We start from the raw sequence: 16,089 nt of genomic DNA on the forward strand, positions 1-16,089 counted from the left end.
AATGAATGATGAGACTTGGTGTATTTGCTGTTTTATACGGAGAAAAGTCGTTGGTAGAGATGTTAGATCACATAAAAGAAAAGGGCCTTGATACAGTGGAAATCGCAACAGGTGGTTATGTTGGCGATGCCCATTGCCAACCAGAGGCGCTTTTAGCAGATGAAGATAAGCTTGCCACGTTTAAAGCTGCTTTTGATGAGCGGGGCATAACGATTAGCGCCCTTAGTTGCCATGGCAATGGGCTTCATCCTAACCCGCAGGTGAGCAACGCACATGACCGTGTGTTTGAGCAAACCGTACAATTGGCTGCAAGGCTAGGTGTAGAGACTGTTGTTACTTTCTCTGGTTGTCCGGGCGAGTCGGAACATTCTCGCTATCCTGTTTGGAATACATGCCCGTGGCCCCATGATTTTTCGGAAATGCTTGAATGGCAATGGGAAGAAAAAGTCCTTCCTTATTGGCACCAAAAGCACAGCTACGTAAAAGAACATGGTGTGCAGGTTGCAATTGAGCCACATCCTGGTTTTGTCGTGTATAACAATGAGACATTGCTGCGGCTACGTAGGGAATGCGGGAAGCAAATCGGCGCCAATTTTGACCCGAGCCATTATTTTTGGCAAGGCATGGACCCTGCCCTTTGCATTCGTGAACTTGGAGAGGCCGTCTATCATTTTCATGCGAAAGACACGAAAATCGAGGCAGTAAACGCAAGTCGCAACGGCGTTCTTGATATGAAACCGTATCGCGATATCGCGGACCGGTCCTGGATTTTTCGTACTGTCGGTTATGGTCATAATGAAGAAGTTTGGCGAGAGATCATTAGTGCCCTTCAGCTGATTGGCTACAAGGGAGCAATGAGCATTGAGCATGAGGACGGACTGATGACAAACGAAGAAGGCTTGACGAAAGCGATCGCGTTTTTACAAACGGCCATTATTCGAAATGATGCGGGGGAGATGTGGTGGGCTTAAAGTAAAAACGAATATTGGGCAAGGCGAGCGCGAAGTGGTGATAAATAAATTGAATCAATAAGCTTCCAATAAACCATACACAAGCAACAGGCTGATAGCGCTATAATGAGGAAGGAATGTTTCGTATTTAAAAAGGAGTTATCATCAATGGGTTACATGAGTCTTGTTTTTGTGAACGTTGTCCTTCCAATTCTTATTTTAATGGCGATCGGCGCTTTGTTTCAGCGGCGTTTTCATTTTCAATTAACGCCGATTTCGAAACTTTTGACGTCTTGTTTTATGCCAGCTGCTGTGTTTTTGAACATTTATGAAGCGCAGTTTGACATGCAGTTACTAACGCAGCTGGTTTTTTATTTGCTTTTGTTCACAGGGGGCACGATGGCGCTTGGACAGCTTTTAGCGAAAGGCCTAAAATTGAAGCGTGGAGAAGGGGCAGCATTAAAAAACAGCATATCGTTGATGAATTCCGGCAATTACGGGCTGCCTGTTAGTCAACTTATTTTTAGTACAAATCCGTTGGGCGTCTCGGTACAAATTATTGTTCTTGTCTTTCAAAACTTGCTCACGTATACATACGGGCTTTACAACTTGTTGTCAGCGACTAAGTCGATCGTTGACATTGGCAAGTCGCTTGTAAAGCTTCCAATTGTTCATGCGCTGTTAGCGGGATTCGTTTTTCAAGCTTTTGCCTGGCCCATTCCAGGATTTGTACTCGTCCCACTTGAACAATTGGCCAATGGTTTTGTAGCGTTAGCGCTGTTTTTATTAGGTGCCCAACTTGCAGGGATTCGTTTACGTTCTTTCCATCGTGCGATCGCCTGGAGTTTGCTCGGAAGGCTCGTCGCTGGACCTGTCTTTGCCTTGCTGTTCATCTTTGCTCTCGGCATTGAGGGCGTTGTAGCCCAATCGTTGTTTATTGCTAGCTCGTTTCCTACCTCAAGAAATACGGCGACACTTGCGCTTGAGCACGAGGTAGAGCCTGAGCTCCATGCCCAAATCGTTCTTTATTCAACACTGCTCAGTTGTGTAACCGCTACAGCAGTCATTCATTTGGCGAGCGTCTTATTTTAATGGTGTAGGCAGGAGGCTACTGTCTGTTGGCATTTATCCAACGATCTCTGTTTCGGTCACCTTGATGTCGAGGAGATAGTAGCCTTCCGTATCTTGAAGCAACGTGCATAAAGCTTCCAGTTTTGCAACGACTTCATTAGAAGTCAGGGCTTTGTTATCGTTTAGGCGAATGCTTGTAGGATGGCAATTTGTCGTGTATCCCCGCTGATGATCTGCATTTGCTTGTTTGTTTGACTCGTCTTCCCGCAACTTTTCTCTAGCCGACTCATGTGATGGTTCGTTTGACATAAACATCCTCACCCTTCGATTTGTTTGTTCGCTACTTTCAATCCGTAGCGGAAAGACTAGCCATTACTATCGGAATAAGCGAAAACTTTCACCCCTTTGTTCTACTTTCTTCTGTATCATTTTCCATCCACTTCTTTAAAAGTTGTTTTGCCTCTTTACGGCGATGAAGACCAATTTTGCTATAAATGTTGCTGATATAGTTTCTTACAGTCCCTTCATGAATCCCCATTACTTGTGCGATTTTTTTGTTAGGGTAGTCATCCACTATGTAATCGATTACTTTTCTCTCCATGCGGGAGAAGTGGACATGGGCCAAATGGCTCGATTCCTCTTCCAATAAATATGTATCATAAATGGACTCGCCCTGCAAGATTCTGGCTACTTTCGCCATTAATTGTTGAAAGCTGGTTTTGGTTGATAGAAGTCCATTGACATCATAATCCCTACAAACCTTGATGTACTCGTATGTTGCCCTATCCGCCAGCACAAGCAACGGCAAATGAGGATCGCTAGCGCGCAGTTGTTTAATAAATGCGACACTGTCTGGCTGTTCTCCATAGACGATGGCGATATCTACAGAAAAATCGGCAAGACACGTTTTTATCTCTTGAGTTGAGTGGACAATGCACAGCTGACTGCCGGTTTCTGTTATACGGTAACGGAACATATCGGCCAGCAAGCTTTTTTTTGAAATGAATAATAGGTTCATCGCACCATCATGACTCTAAATCAACCCTTTCCCTTAGTGGTCACACCTCTACCGTAATGTGACGACCTGTACAATTTCTAAACATTCCGCAAAGCCTAATGGAGGTTGTATAGAAATTGTATAGATCCAAACAGTATTGTTAACCCAAAGGGCATTAAACGAAACGAGTGTGTCGGTTTTAGGAGAAGCGAGGGCGGATTAGGCAATGAGGATGCAGATCATACCAGTATTTAAAGTCGCGAATTTGGCTAAGAGCAAAGAATTTTATACAAAAAGGCTCGGGTTTGCAGCAAACGATATTGCAGCCGATTGTGTGGCGATCCAAAAAAAAGAAGCGATCTTCCATCTAATGGAGAGACCAGGAAGTCAAAATGCCCACTGCCGTCTATATGTAGAAGACATTGGCGAGTTTTTTGCAGAAAGAGAGACTTCATTAGAGGAATGGAAGACACTTGGGAAATTGTGGTTAAGTGCGAATGGCCAACTCATTTTAGCGATCAAAGATACGGACGGAAATACAATTGAACTGATTGAAGGCAACCAACAACAGTTGGATTGGGCTGGCTCCTAATCTAAATGCGTGTGCATAAATTGTCCCTTTTCTCATAAGCTAAATTCAGCTTAGAAAGGAAAGAGGGCAAAACATGAGCAATAAGGACAAAAAGCACAATAACCAATTTAAAGAAAACAGCAATCATGGCGAACACCGCAATGGCCGGTTAAGCCAAATCAAAAACCATAATGCTGCTGGCGGCGAACCAAATGAATATTTGAACAGAAAAACGGATGAGGAAGAGCATGGCCCCAACACAATCAATTAATAAAAGACGCTCAATGCCAGTGCGTCTTTTTTATTTTTCGCTAAAAGCAAGAAATAGACATGGACAAAACGAGCCTTCCTAGCTGGATCGTATTTTCAGCAATAGTGGGCAAAAAAAGTTGCTAGCCCTCAGCGAATTATGACGATTTCTTGAATTAGTTTGTGAAATGTTGAACAAATAAAGGGGGTTGTGTATAGTGGAGGTAGAAAGACATGTGAAAACATTCACAATCAGAAGGAGGAAATCATATGTTACATTTTTTACAAAAGACAAAAGCCGCGGCTGTGTGTTTGCTTGCTGTGAGATTATATTTAGGATGGATGTGGGTTACTTCTGGATTCGGTAAAGTAACAGGCGGATTTGATGCTTCCGGATTCCTGGAAGCGGCAGTTGCCAATCCCGTTATGAAAGGGGAGGGACTTGCTTTTCCTCTCTACCATGCTTTTTTGGAAAACGTTGCATTGCCGAACGCAGGGTTGTTTAGCTTTTTCGTTATGTGGGGGGAAATCTTTGTTGGGATTGGCCTGATCGTTGGTTTGCTTACGCGAAGTGCTGCTTTCTTTGGAAGCACGATGAATATGTCATTTTTGCTGGCGGGCACCGTTTCCAATAACCCGGTCATGTTGATTCTATCCATTTTCATTCTTATTAGCAAAAACAATGCAGGAGCGATCGGTCTAGACCGTTATGCAGCTCCATTAATGGGGCAGTGGCCGTTGTTACAAGGAAAACAGAAACGAAAAGCAAAGAGCGCATGACCCTAAATAGGGCGACGCATGCTTAAGGTCAAGCAGCTATTGTAGCTGCTTGATTTTTTATACATAATGGCTCCAGCAAGAAAACGCTCCTCCTAGCTTTGGTAATGAAAAAGTACAGCGTTCAAGCTTACAGATATTGCATGTGCTCATTTGGTGGCGCTTGTCCATACTAAGGGCAATGAAAGATAGCAAAGCCAAGGAGAAGAAGCCAGTATGTTATTAAAACATTTGTTGGATATATTGGAGTACAAGGAACTTAACGGCAGCGATGCTGTTCATATAACCGGCATATCGAACAACTCAAAAACGGTGCAGCCAGGTGACTTGTTTATCGCTATTGCTGGCTATTCGATCGACGGCCACACGTTTATCGATCAGGCAATTGCAGCTGGAGCTAAAGCAGTTATTGGCGAAAAAGAAATTGGAAAACTGACTGTGCCCTATATAAAAGTGGCAGATAGCAGAAAGGCGCTTGCGTTAGCAGCAAAGCGTTTCTACAAAAATGAACAGAAGAAAGCCATCATGATTGGCATAACGGGAACAAATGGAAAAACGACAACTTCCTATATGTTAAAACACGTATTAGAAACATGTGGTCATACGTGCTCTCTGTTTGGTTCTGTCCAAAACATCGTAAACGGACAGATTTTACCTGCGACTACGAACACCACCATGGATGCTTTGGAGCTACAAAAGCAATTGGCAGCGAGCAACGACCAAGTGATTATAATGGAAGTAACTTCCCATGCTTTGATGCAGCACAGAGTTTTTGGAATCGAATTTGATTATGGGTTGTTCACTAATTTAAGCCAAGACCATTTGGATTATCATGGAACGATGGAAGCTTACTTTGGGGCAAAGCTGCGGTTATTTGAACAGCTTGCGCCTGCTGGAAAAGCGGTCATTCAAGTCCAAGATGAGTGGGGGGAAGCATGTTTAGCATCTTTGAAAAAGATGGATGTGCCTTACATTTATACATTGGGCGGGGCAGAAGAGACGCTACAATTAAGCAATGTCCGGATAGGAAAGCCGATGCAAGCCACGATTGCTGAAGACCATAAAGCGTATGATTTGCAGCTGCCACTTCTAGGCGAACATAATTTGTACAATGCTGCAATGGCTTTTTTGACAGCACGCCTGCTTGGGCTGAATGCAAGAAAGATTTTGGCTGCACTTGAAAAATTCCCAGGTGTTCCTGGACGTTTTGAACTTATACACCATCCAAAAGGCGCCAATGTCGTTATTGATTATGCTCATACGGAAGAGGCCTTTTATCATTGTTTGAAAACAGCAAAAGAGTTAAGTGCCCGTCGAATCATTCATGTGTTTGGCTTTCGTGGCAACCGCGATAAGTCAAAACGGCAGGCAATGATTAACGTTTCGAAAAGGTTCTCTGACTTCATTATTTTGACAATGGATGACTTAAATGGCGAAAGCCCTGAAAGGATGGGGCAGATGCTTGAGGAGTTCCAACTTGGCAAAAATGGGGTTGTCATTCCCGACCGCACAAGCGCCATTGCCTATGCGTGGGAACGAGCGGAAAACGGGGATTGGGTTTTTATTACGGGCAAAGGGCATGAAATCTATAAGCAATCGTACCACTTGCCAACCCAATCCGATAAAGGTACGGTACAACATTTATTGCAAAGAACAATAGCCAGCAAGATGTTGGTTGACTAAAATAGGAAAGTATTGTTCATTTAGCTTAACTTTGCTTCAAAACTCAGTTTTTCCAGTGCTGCAGAGATCGATGAATAAATGCGGATGTGGGTAAAGTCAATACCAAGTTGGATCGCCGTCTGGGCAATTTCTGGACGGATGCCTGACAGCGAAGCCTTAGTTCCGACTAGTTTTAATCCATCTATTAAGGAAAAAATCTGATTGGCAACCATCGTGTCGATTACCGGTACGCCAGACAAATCAATGAGCAGTGAATCCACACGGCTGTTGACGCATTGTTCAAGAGTTTGATCAAAAATAACCTTCGCTCGATGCGTATCAATTTCACCGATAAGCGGCAATAGCGCAATTTGCTCATTTAAATGAATAACAGGAGAACTAAGCTCTGTAATCATATCTTTCTGTGCTTGCAGCAGTTCCTCGGATAACTCCTGGTTACGGACACTAAACGCAATCATAATTTTTTTGAATGAGCGGATAATCAACTGGATCGTCTCATTGTACTGTTTCATACTCATATCAGGATGGTGCGTTTCGACAAATTGATGAAAAACGTGTAAGTATAATGATTGTGTATTTAAAAATTCTTCCATGATTTCGGGGAGTGGCGTCTCCAAATGAGCATGGTCAGAGGCGATTTCAGTAACCCACTTATCTATGTAGATGTCGACTTCCTCATTTTCAGGATTGAAAATTTCACTAAACAGTTCGTGAAACTGGCGGTTTTGCGCTTTTAATTGCTTGATTTTTATTGGGTCAGTTGATCCATAAATACCTTCTTTCGACTTGTCCAAATTTGCATACCATGTTTCCGTCAACTCTGCAGAACGGTCTTTAAAATATTGATATAAAGACAAAGGCATAGGCGTTCGCTACTCCTTTTTGAATGCTGTATTTATCGTCATTATTACAGCTTTTTAAGAGCTTGTCCAGAATGGGGTCCCCAAGTAGCAGGCATGTCGCTGTTTTTAGGCTGTTCCTATACGTAGAAAAAGACAAGGTGTCTCTTGACTTGTCTTTCTATCTCATGCTAATTTGATTATGTAGTCAAATTTTTGATCATATATCCAATAGGGGGAAGTCCCGTGGCCGAATCTTTTATCGCCGAAGCACGCAGAGAACAGATTATCCAAGCATGCATAAGAACGCTTTCTGAAATAGGCTATAATAAAATCAGCTTAACAAAGATTGCCCAAAACGCGAAAATTAGCACCGGTTTGATCTCCTATCATTTTGCTGATAAAGCTGACTTAATTCATCATACGCTCATGTATTTAGTTGCTGATCAGCTTCATTATATTAGTGAATGCGTAGCGGCAAGAAAGGGGGCAACTGAGCAATTAAAGGCTTTTATTGAGGCGAGCCTTGCTTATCAGGCAACCCATTACGAAAACAATATTGCCATGATTGAAATTGTTTTCAATGCCCAAACGGAAGACGGCACTCCCTTTTATCTTTTAGCAGACCAGGAGTCCGATGGGCTCGAGATGTTATTGACCGATATTTTAATGGCTGGTAAGAATAAAAAAGAATTCACAACCGATTTCGATCCAGCCCTTGTTGCGACGATCATTCAAGGAGCGATAGGGGAGATCATGCTAAAAAATTGTGACCACGAGCAATATGAAACATATAAAAATGAATTGACGCGGATGGCTTTAAAGATGCTGGCTTAGACAGCCATCCATGAAATAAAACTGATTGAACAGTCAAATAAAAAATTGATTAACTAAAAAATGGAGGGTGAACATGCAGAACGTTACCAAACTAGGTCCGAACCGTTTTGAGCAGGGGCTTGTGTGGATAATGCCGGCTTTAGTAGGAGCGGCAATCGGCTGGTTTCTTCCAGCTATTGTTGATTTTTTGCTTAGAATGCCTTTCTTGTCTTCGCAAGGCATTTTGTTGCTCATTGATTCGTTTTCTCCCTTATTTGTTTCCATTGCTGGAGTGGCGGTTGGCATACTGTTAGGGCTACTATTGTCAACCGCAGCTTTTCATGAATCGTTAGTGGTCGATGTTTCGGACACAGATGTAATAGTAATGAAGAACAACAAACAAAGAAAGTTTTTAAAAAAGGACATTTATGCAGTGTTTGTTGAAGAGAAGAGTCTCGTCATTCTCGGCCCAAATGGGAAAGAGCTTTATCGCGAAACGATTGATGTCAAGCAAGACAAAGTCGAGCAAGCGTTTTGGCACCATCGTTATCCATGGGTGGAGAGCGATCCATTTGCCAATGCGTACCGGCTCTGGACGCTTAGCGATGAAGCTTGTGGTGAAGCAGCCAACAAGGTTCTCTATTCGCGTCGCATTGCATTGAGAGAAGAAGAACGCGAACAAGCAGAGCGGTTGCGGGAAGATTTGCGGGAATTAGGTATTGCTGTAAAAGACAAGGGAGAAGAGCAGTATATCCGCTTTATGTAAACAGATAATAGCCATTTTTCGAGCCTATAATTTGAAACCACTTGAGCACAGAATCGCTTTCTGTGTTTTTTTATGCCAGTTACTTGACATTTTATCTACTAAGTAATACTATATACCTGTACTTAGTAATACTAAATAGCAGTGCTCTTTCATATTTATTAGCATAAAAGAGGTGCTTGTTATCGATAATTTAAGTTTAATGCTCAAAGGGGTCTTGCAAGGAATGATTTTGCAGCTGATTGAGCACAAAGAAATGTATGGATACGAAATTACACGCAAGCTAAACCAACTTGGTTTTACTGGCATCGTCGAAGGAACCGTTTACACTGTGCTTGTCCGTTTGGAAAAGAATAAGTTGGTCCATGTGGTGAAAAAACCTTCTGATATGGGACCGCCGAGAAAATTTTATACGTTGAACGAGAAAGGCAAGGAAGAGCTTATGCGCTTTTGGGAAAAATGGGCGTTTTTAAGTGCACGAATTGAACAAATCAGAAATGAGGGAGAAAAATGACTTTAAGCAAACAGGCACAAGAAAGCATTAAATCGTTCGCGAAAGAACAAGCCAGCAAGCATTTGGACAATGCGGAAATGAGCTATTTTGAAAGTTTAAGCCAAAAAAGCGGCGAAGTGAAGAAAAAACTCACCAAACAAATGGAAAAGTTTAAGCGGACATCCAAGCAAACCCTTGAAGCACGTGAGGACTTAGAAACGTATATGGGCGATTATGTCAATGATCTTATGAGCCAAGGCTATCAAGAGGAAGAAGCGCTGGAGCTAGCCAAACAAGCATTAGCTGCTGACAGCGACAGCGACTTAGCGGCAAATCTCCAAGATAAGTATAAAACGTATTACTTAACTCAAAGCCCTGAGATGGAGGAGACAATCGGGCTGTTTTACGCAGGGTTTATGTTTGTTGGCATGGCTATTGGCGCCATGATCGGCATACTAATAGGGGCATTTGTGTTTACTACGCACTTTTTTGCCTCAGTGGCGGTAGGTACGGGGCTCGGGTTTATTTTTGGGCTCGGTTGTGGCATGCTTAAGCACGGATCTGTCGTGAACAAATCATCAATTAATGACCGTTAAGATAAAAGCGGCTCTAGTAAAAACTAGTTAGGCGGAAAAGCCTAACTAGTTTTCGATATTCGGATTATTTATAATTTTTGGAAATATATCAAAAAATCATGATTTGCGATACAGTTTTTGTTTTTCCTATCATTCTTTTGTATCTGGTTGATATAGGTCAAGGGCATTGCCATACAAATCTTCGAAACCTACGCCCTTTCCACCAGGAACTGGTTGTGGTTCCCCATGAAAGATCACACCCCGTGCTTTCATTTCACGATAATCCTTTTCTATATCATCACTTAAAAACATAATCAAGACTTGGTTTGCGGCTTGTTTACCAACCATCTCTACTTGCTCTGGTGTGTTGGCTTTAACTAATTCTAGCCTCGTTTCATTTGAAGTATCTGGTGAAACGGTTAGGTACTTCCATCCCGGCGAGAACACTATTTCGTCTCGAACGATGAACCCTAATTTTTTTGTATAAAATTGTTTAGCTTCTTCAAGGTCCTTAACTAAAATAGAAACTTGGGCTGCTTGGGTAATCATGATGTCCTCCTTTCTTTCTGAATCACGATACACTAAATGTTACCACGAAAAAGACAGTTTAATTTCTTTCAGATTGCTACTATCTCTTAAGCTTCTCCTTTGTCCGTGTTGAAGAAATGCCACTGAGTAAAAACAGTACTGGGAGGTCTATTTCGTTTAAAAAAGTTTTTTCAAGGTTTCCTCACGATAATTCGAATACCCTTCGTTTTTTGATTTAGTATGGCTCGTGGAACCTTGATTGTGCTGTGCAACTATTCGTCCAACTCTGATCTGTTATATACAATCAAATTTCTAGTGCTTTCGCCATTTGTTTACTCATTATGTCTCTTTATCGGACAAAGATGGACAAATTAAATTACAATCATATTACAAATCGATTACATTTTTCTTGCTTATTCGTAGCGTTTGTTATAAAATCAAAATGGATGGAAATATATTCTATCCATTTAGCGAAAAGCAAATCCTGTTGTCTGCTTTTCGGGCAATCATAATCGAATAATCCGTTACATACGCTATCTAGGAGACTTTGAAAAAACGCGAAAAAAGAAACTTTCTGAGATTGTTTCAGTTTTTAAGTCGGATGCTGTGTTTTCTTCCTCCTAAATGAAGCAAAACGGAGTGATTGAGAGGTGTTGACGAATGAAACACTTTCTGGCACTGATGGCGTTTGCCTCTATTTGTGTGCTTGCCGCTTGTGGCAGTGGTGAAGAACGTGTTGCTGCTTCAGTTTCCACGCATGAGAACGTCGTCCTGGAAAAAACAATTCCTGACCTTGCCGTGACGGTTTTTTTAGGCGAGGAAGAATTTGATAAACTTCCAGTGGAGTTGGTCAACGAGGATGACCTCCGAAAATGGGCAGGAGACTTGGCCAGAGGCAAAGACGGCTTTGACCAACGGATGATACCGGCTAAATGGAATGGCCAAGAACTAGTTGGCGGCCAAGACCAAGTGACGCTCGACGAACAGAAGCTCGTTGAAGACATCCTTAGTTTAAGCGTTTGGGAGCGAGAAGTGACGCTGCCTATCGACAGGCAAGCAGTTTCTGCCACAGCGGAAGATGTAAAAAACATTGAGAATAAAACAATTGGCCACGGGCGAACAAGCTACAATAAAGGCGTTAGTGGACGCGTTGAAAACATTCGCTTGTCGACAGAAAGCGTAGACTATGTCGTTTTAGGGAGCGGTGATACCTTTACGTTTAACGGCATTGTAGGCGAACGCACGAAAGAACGGGGCTACCAAGTGGCAAGTGTCATTATGGATGGCGATTTTACAGATGGGCTTGGCGGCGGCATCTGCCAAACATCGACGACTCTTTACAACGCCGTTCTTGATGCAGGCTTGACGGTATTGGAACGCCACCCTCATTCTCTCCCAGTTGGTTATGTAGAAGAGGGCATGGATGCGATGGTAAGCTGGGGCAGTGCGGATTTGCGCTTCCGTAATGACTTTGATTACCCAGTTGTGATCCGTGGAGGCGTCGATAAAGAGAAAGGCGAAGTCTGGTTCGACATTCGCAAATAAGATTTAGGTGAGGAGAGCGAAATGATCGTTCTCTTTTTTTGTTGTCGAGGTTGATTTCATAATAAGAAGCAGATTTGTGATCTCAGGGGCGAAGGCAAATGTCGCTTGCAAAAAGAGGGCAAGAATGGGTGCGGGAGTGAGCATCGTGAAAGGCTACAAATTATAAATATAAACCATACATTTAAGGTTTTCTAGTAATTTTTGGGTAAGAAATGGATCTACCTTTCGAAACCCTGACCAAATTTCAGCAGAAGTTTCAGGAAGGCCGGCTGGACCATGGGGAGTTAGAATCTACAATTCCAGGAATGAATACCAAGGTAGGATGGAAGTAAGAGATAGGGGCAACTGGCTTATTTTTCCTGCAAGACAACTTGCTCCACGTGGATATAGTTATAAATTTCAATTTTATAACAACGGCCCTGGAACAATAATTATTGAGGAAGGTATTCTCACATACAATCGTTAAAAGCAGTAACTAGTAACTTATTCTTTATGAACAGGTTACTTTTTTAAAACTTCATAACTAACGCGAAACTAGTAATGAAAAGGGCTATCAACGAAACAATCATTAGAAACGGGTAGGGAAAAAATTTGTTTTCAAAAGCATAAATATAATGATCCAAAGATGTTACTCCTTGAATAGGAACGTTTCTCCCGTCAACCTTTTCTTCAGGTTACGAACCTCACTTCCTACGTACCAAGTAAGAGCGAGTGAAAACAACAACATCATTAAAGACGAAAGACGCGCCTAACGGCAAAGAGTATTTGTAAAAATTCATTTATTCCCCTTCTTCCCTTAAACGTTTTCATTGATTATAACACGAAAGGTTTTAAATTAACTCTTCTTTCAGAATATGAATATATTTGGAAGGGTTGCTTTAGGTGAGCGTGATCATAAATCATTTATAGTTAGCCAATATCTTTAACTTTCTTACGACAGAAGTCTGCCCTAAGATAACGGGCATAGTTGCAACCATTGCCCCCAGTTAATTGGAGTTAGGTGGTAATAATGACGCAAGGAAGCAATCGCTTTGCCGCTAAAAAAGGCCCCAAACAATAGACGTTTGGGACATGAATGGTGCCCTTTAGAAGGGCAAGAGAATGGAATTCGGGAGCGAGTACGGTGTAGGGGAGAATACTCGCTTCTTAAATACTACCATATTTATCGGAAAAGTAAAGATTAAATGTTGGTTTTTTTGATATCTGCTTTTTCATCGATTTAATTGCTGTGTTTGAGCGAGCTCTGTCTGTCTCTTTTTTGATCAGCAAAGAAAGAGCGCATCTGTGGGATTTGTTTTATAGCGGTCCCTTGTATGTTGGGCTATTTATGGCTTTACTTATTCGGCAAGCATGCATTTTAGCACTATCGTAAGGCTCAAGCACTCTTTGAAGGAGGGAGGCGTCGGTAATATCAACATCGAGCCATGCTTCGCGGTTGCCTTCCTCTAAAATGACAGGCATACGGTTGTGGTATTTTGCCACTAGCTCATTGGGGCGTGTTGTAATGATCGTGCAGGAAAAGATCGCCTCACCGCTTGCGCTGTCTTGCCAAGTGTCCCATAATCCAGCGAACGTCATGAGCCGCCCATTTTCGTTTTGGAAGTGGAATGGGGTTTTATCGCTCGTCCACTCATAAAAGCCATCGGCGACAATGAGGCAGCGTTTATGGGAAAGCAAGTGTTTAAAGGGCATAGTATCGGCAATGGTTTCCGCTCTAGCATTGATCGGTTTAGGGCCTTTGTTCTTCTGTTTTGACCAATGAGGGATAAGGCCCCAATGAAAAAAGCATGCTTTTGGCGCCGTATGAATGGCAGCGATCGCAAGAATCTCTTCGGTAGGCGCAATGTTACGGCTAGGTGGAAACGACGGAATGTCAATGCCTAACTCCTCTTCGACGTCAGTAGGTGAAGCAGTTAGCGTAAAACGTCCACACATACAGCAAACCTCCTTTTTAACAAGTATATCCCTTTTTGCTTATTCCATAGACAAGCCTACATACCAAGTGGACAAACTTGGCATATTTCGTTCAGTTCGTCCATATATCTGTAAAAAGCGTTTAGCAGCTTAGAGAACGAACATCCACATCGAACAAAATCGCAATCTTTGAAAAGGAGTGTCTGCACATGCGTAAATGTCGCTTGATCCCGTATAAGCAGGTTGACAAGGTAAGTGCTTTATCCGAAGTGCCTATGGGGGTCGAAATCGTTGAAGCACCTGCTGTGTGGAGTGCTTCAGCTAAAGGCGCCGGCCAGATTATTGGCGTCATCGACACTGGTTGCCAAGTCGATCATCCTGATTTGGCCGAAAGAATTATTGGCGGCGTTAATCTGACAACTGACTATGGCGGAGATGAAACGAATTTTTCAGACAACAATGGGCATGGGACACATGTGGCAGGCACCGTTGCTGCCGCAGAAACAGGGAGCGGCGTCGTTGGCGTTGCTCCGAAAGCGGACTTATTCATTATAAAGGCGCTGAGTGGCGATGGCAGTGGGGAAATGAGCTGGATTGCTAAGGCGATACGCTATGCAGTTGATTGGCGCGGCCCTAAGGGGGAACAGATGCGTATCATTACGATGTCTCTTGGTGGCCCCACTGACAGTGAAGAGCTTCACGATGCAGTCAAGTATGCTGTGGACAACAATGTGTCGGTTGTATGTGCTGCTGGAAATGAAGGGGATGGCCGTGAAGACACAAACGAATTTGCTTATCCTGCTGCTTACAATGAAGTGATTGCTGTAGGTGCTGTTGACTTCGACTTGCGGCTAAGCGATTTTACGAATACGAACGAGGAAATTGACATTGTTGCCCCTGGTGTAGGCATTAAATCAACGTACCTTGACAGTGGTTATGCCGAGTTGTCAGGCACATCAATGGCAGCGCCCCACGTCGCCGGAGCTTTGGCGTTAATTATTAATCTAGCAGAAGATGCCTTCAAGCGCAGTTTATCGGAAACAGAAATTTATGCGCAACTTGTAAGACGGGCGACGCCAATTGGTTTTACTGCACAAGCGGAAGGCAACGGTTTTTTAACATTAGGTTTAGTTGAGCGTATTACTGGCCAGTTTACTGAGAAAGGCAAAAAATAGGCGTGGGATAACCACACAGCAAACACTCTCCCTTCTAATAGGCAGGGGGAGTGTTTGCTCGTGCATCGCTTAGCCGTTTTGCTAAAAAATAGCGCATCTCGAAAGGGAAATTTAGTATACTGAAAGAAGTTTAATGTATCGAGGTGCTGTCATGAAGGCAATGTTACTTGGCATTTTAGCCGCTTTTTTCTTTTCATTTACATTTTTATTGAACCGAATGATGGAAGTGGAAGGTGGCAGTTGGTTGTTTAGCGCGTCGTTGCGCTTTTTGTTTATGTTGCCATTTTTGTTGGTTATCGTTTATATCCGATCGGGATTCAAGGCGCTGTGGTTGTCGGTGCGCAAAAATCCGTTTCCTTGGTTTGGTTGGAGCTTTGTCGGGTTCGTCCTGTTTTATGCGCCGCTTACGTTTGCTTCAGGCTATGCGCCTGGCTGGCTTGTTGCTGGCACTTTTCAGTTGACAATTGTCGCCGGCCTGCTGATGTCGCCGCTATTTTATCATGTTTCAGCAGATGGCAGCAGAATCAGGCAAACGCTTCCCTTACGGTCGCTTTTTTCTTCGGCTGTTATTTTCGTAGGTGTTGTCTTTATTCAAGCACAGCATGCGACCAGCATTTCTGGAAACTTGTTGTTTTCAGTCGCGCCTGTTATGATTGCTGCATTTGCTTACCCGCTCGGGAATAGAAAGATGATGGAACTTACCGATGGGCGTATCGACACCTTTTCCCGTGTTCTCGGGATGACAGTGATGACGACGCCTGTATGGGTGGCATTGTTTGCGATAGGGACGTTTCAACACGGATTGCCGACCGCTTCACAAACGGGCCAGGCATTGATTGTCGCTATTTCTTCCGGAATCATTGCCACATTGCTTTTCTTTTATGCGACGGACCGTACACGGAAAAAACCGAATCAACTTGCCGCCGTTGAGGCAACCCAATCAGGGGAAGTCGTTTTCGCACTTATATTGGAGCTTATCTTTTTGCAAGCATTGTTTCCTTCTCCACTTGCGCTTCTAGGCATTGGACTCATTGTCATTGGCATGGCGCTTCACAGCTTCCTCTCACGGAAAACGGCACAGCCTGCTTTAGCAAAAGCGAAGCAAAGCAATAGCGGCTAACTCGATACTAGAGAGATTTTAGG

General features: G+C 43.1%; 18 protein-coding genes. 13 read left to right on the forward strand and 5 right to left on the reverse strand.

What is annotated here, in order from left to right; genetic code table 11:
* Window positions 1-8: 8 nt before the first annotated feature.
* Together N6H06_RS03530 and N6H06_RS03535 are read left to right on the forward strand one after the other, a co-directional pair.
* A complete protein-coding gene (locus N6H06_RS03530) occupies window positions 9-971 on the forward strand; it encodes a sugar phosphate isomerase/epimerase family protein (protein ID WP_062745673.1) in 963 nt (320 codons plus the stop codon).
* A 147-nt stretch (window positions 972-1,118) separates the two neighbouring features.
* Entirely contained in the window at window positions 1,119-2,042 is a 924-nt protein-coding gene (locus N6H06_RS03535) for an AEC family transporter (protein WP_062745675.1), read from the forward strand.
* A gap of 33 nt (window positions 2,043-2,075) precedes the next feature.
* On the opposite strand, the gene N6H06_RS03540 is transcribed toward N6H06_RS03535, so the two are convergent.
* Together N6H06_RS03540 and N6H06_RS03545 are read right to left on the reverse strand one after the other, a co-directional pair.
* Window positions 2,076-2,330 (reverse strand): hypothetical protein, encoded by a 255-nt coding sequence (locus tag N6H06_RS03540; protein ID WP_263705651.1) that lies wholly within the window; start codon window positions 2,328-2,330, stop codon window positions 2,076-2,078.
* 88 nt (window positions 2,331-2,418) lie between these two features.
* A complete protein-coding gene (locus N6H06_RS03545; RefSeq protein ID WP_212954353.1) occupies window positions 2,419-3,039 on the reverse strand; it encodes a helix-turn-helix transcriptional regulator in 621 nt (206 codons plus the stop codon).
* A gap of 205 nt (window positions 3,040-3,244) precedes the next feature.
* Here N6H06_RS03545 and N6H06_RS03550 point away from each other — a divergent pair, with 205 nt between their 5' ends.
* The 4 genes from N6H06_RS03550 to N6H06_RS03565 all read left to right on the forward strand — a co-directional run bounded on the left by N6H06_RS03550 (window position 3,245) and on the right by N6H06_RS03565 (window position 6,298).
* Window positions 3,245-3,610: a VOC family protein gene (locus N6H06_RS03550; RefSeq protein ID WP_153020490.1), complete on the forward strand. Its 366-nt coding sequence runs from the start codon at window positions 3,245-3,247 to the stop codon at window positions 3,608-3,610.
* 73 nt (window positions 3,611-3,683) lie between these two features.
* Complete coding sequence (locus N6H06_RS03555; RefSeq protein WP_193754449.1) at window positions 3,684-3,860, forward strand: hypothetical protein; 177 nt, start codon at window positions 3,684-3,686, stop codon at window positions 3,858-3,860.
* Window positions 3,861-4,108: 248 nt separating this feature from the next.
* A complete protein-coding gene (locus N6H06_RS03560; RefSeq protein ID WP_094425444.1) occupies window positions 4,109-4,618 on the forward strand; it encodes a DoxX family protein in 510 nt (169 codons plus the stop codon).
* Window positions 4,619-4,831: 213 nt separating this feature from the next.
* Complete coding sequence (locus N6H06_RS03565) at window positions 4,832-6,298, forward strand: UDP-N-acetylmuramoyl-L-alanyl-D-glutamate--2,6-diaminopimelate ligase (RefSeq protein WP_263705652.1); 1,467 nt, start codon at window positions 4,832-4,834, stop codon at window positions 6,296-6,298.
* A 20-nt stretch (window positions 6,299-6,318) separates the two neighbouring features.
* Here N6H06_RS03565 and N6H06_RS03570 read toward each other — a convergent pair whose 3' ends face one another.
* Window positions 6,319-7,161, reverse strand: a complete 843-nt coding sequence (locus tag N6H06_RS03570; RefSeq protein WP_062745684.1) for an STAS domain-containing protein — start codon at window positions 7,159-7,161, stop codon at window positions 6,319-6,321.
* Window positions 7,162-7,383: 222 nt separating this feature from the next.
* Between N6H06_RS03570 and N6H06_RS03575 the strand changes: the two genes are divergently transcribed.
* From N6H06_RS03575 to N6H06_RS03590, 4 genes are all read left to right on the forward strand, one after another.
* Window positions 7,384-7,974: a TetR/AcrR family transcriptional regulator gene (locus N6H06_RS03575; RefSeq protein ID WP_062745686.1), complete on the forward strand. Its 591-nt coding sequence runs from the start codon at window positions 7,384-7,386 to the stop codon at window positions 7,972-7,974.
* 73 nt (window positions 7,975-8,047) lie between these two features.
* A complete protein-coding gene (locus N6H06_RS03580; protein WP_062745687.1) occupies window positions 8,048-8,719 on the forward strand; it encodes a YqeB family protein in 672 nt (223 codons plus the stop codon).
* A 199-nt stretch (window positions 8,720-8,918) separates the two neighbouring features.
* Window positions 8,919-9,230 carry a PadR family transcriptional regulator gene (locus N6H06_RS03585; protein ID WP_274520427.1) on the forward strand — a complete coding sequence of 104 codons (312 nt, stop codon included), beginning with the start codon at window positions 8,919-8,921 and terminating at the stop codon, window positions 9,228-9,230.
* Window positions 9,227-9,805, forward strand: coding sequence for a hypothetical protein (locus tag N6H06_RS03590; RefSeq protein WP_062745688.1), 579 nt, complete (start codon window positions 9,227-9,229; stop codon window positions 9,803-9,805). The genes N6H06_RS03585 and N6H06_RS03590 overlap by 4 nt, the downstream gene beginning before the upstream one ends.
* A 129-nt stretch (window positions 9,806-9,934) precedes the next feature.
* Here the strand turns inward: N6H06_RS03590 and N6H06_RS03595 are convergent, their stop codons facing one another.
* Window positions 9,935-10,333: a VOC family protein gene (locus tag N6H06_RS03595; protein WP_263705653.1), complete on the reverse strand. Its 399-nt coding sequence runs from the start codon at window positions 10,331-10,333 to the stop codon at window positions 9,935-9,937.
* Between the two features lie 639 nt (window positions 10,334-10,972).
* Here N6H06_RS03595 and N6H06_RS03600 point away from each other — a divergent pair.
* Window positions 10,973-11,857: a VanW family protein gene (locus tag N6H06_RS03600; protein ID WP_062745692.1), complete on the forward strand. Its 885-nt coding sequence runs from the start codon at window positions 10,973-10,975 to the stop codon at window positions 11,855-11,857.
* A gap of 1,296 nt (window positions 11,858-13,153) precedes the next feature.
* Here N6H06_RS03600 and N6H06_RS03605 read toward each other — a convergent pair.
* Window positions 13,154-13,792 (reverse strand): SOS response-associated peptidase, encoded by a 639-nt coding sequence (locus N6H06_RS03605; RefSeq protein ID WP_263705654.1) that lies wholly within the window; start codon window positions 13,790-13,792, stop codon window positions 13,154-13,156.
* Window positions 13,793-13,980: 188 nt separating this feature from the next.
* On the opposite strand from N6H06_RS03605, the gene N6H06_RS03610 reads away from it, so the two are divergent.
* Complete coding sequence (locus tag N6H06_RS03610) at window positions 13,981-14,946, forward strand: S8 family peptidase (RefSeq protein WP_212954349.1); 966 nt, start codon at window positions 13,981-13,983, stop codon at window positions 14,944-14,946.
* 151 nt (window positions 14,947-15,097) lie between these two features.
* Entirely contained in the window at window positions 15,098-16,066 is a 969-nt protein-coding gene (locus tag N6H06_RS03615) for a DMT family transporter (RefSeq protein ID WP_062746582.1), read from the forward strand.
* Window positions 16,067-16,089 lie beyond the last annotated feature (23 nt).

The sequence above is a fragment of the Shouchella tritolerans genome (genome assembly GCF_025770735.1).
Classification (GTDB): Bacteria; Bacillota; Bacilli; order Bacillales; family Bacillaceae_D; genus Shouchella; species Shouchella tritolerans.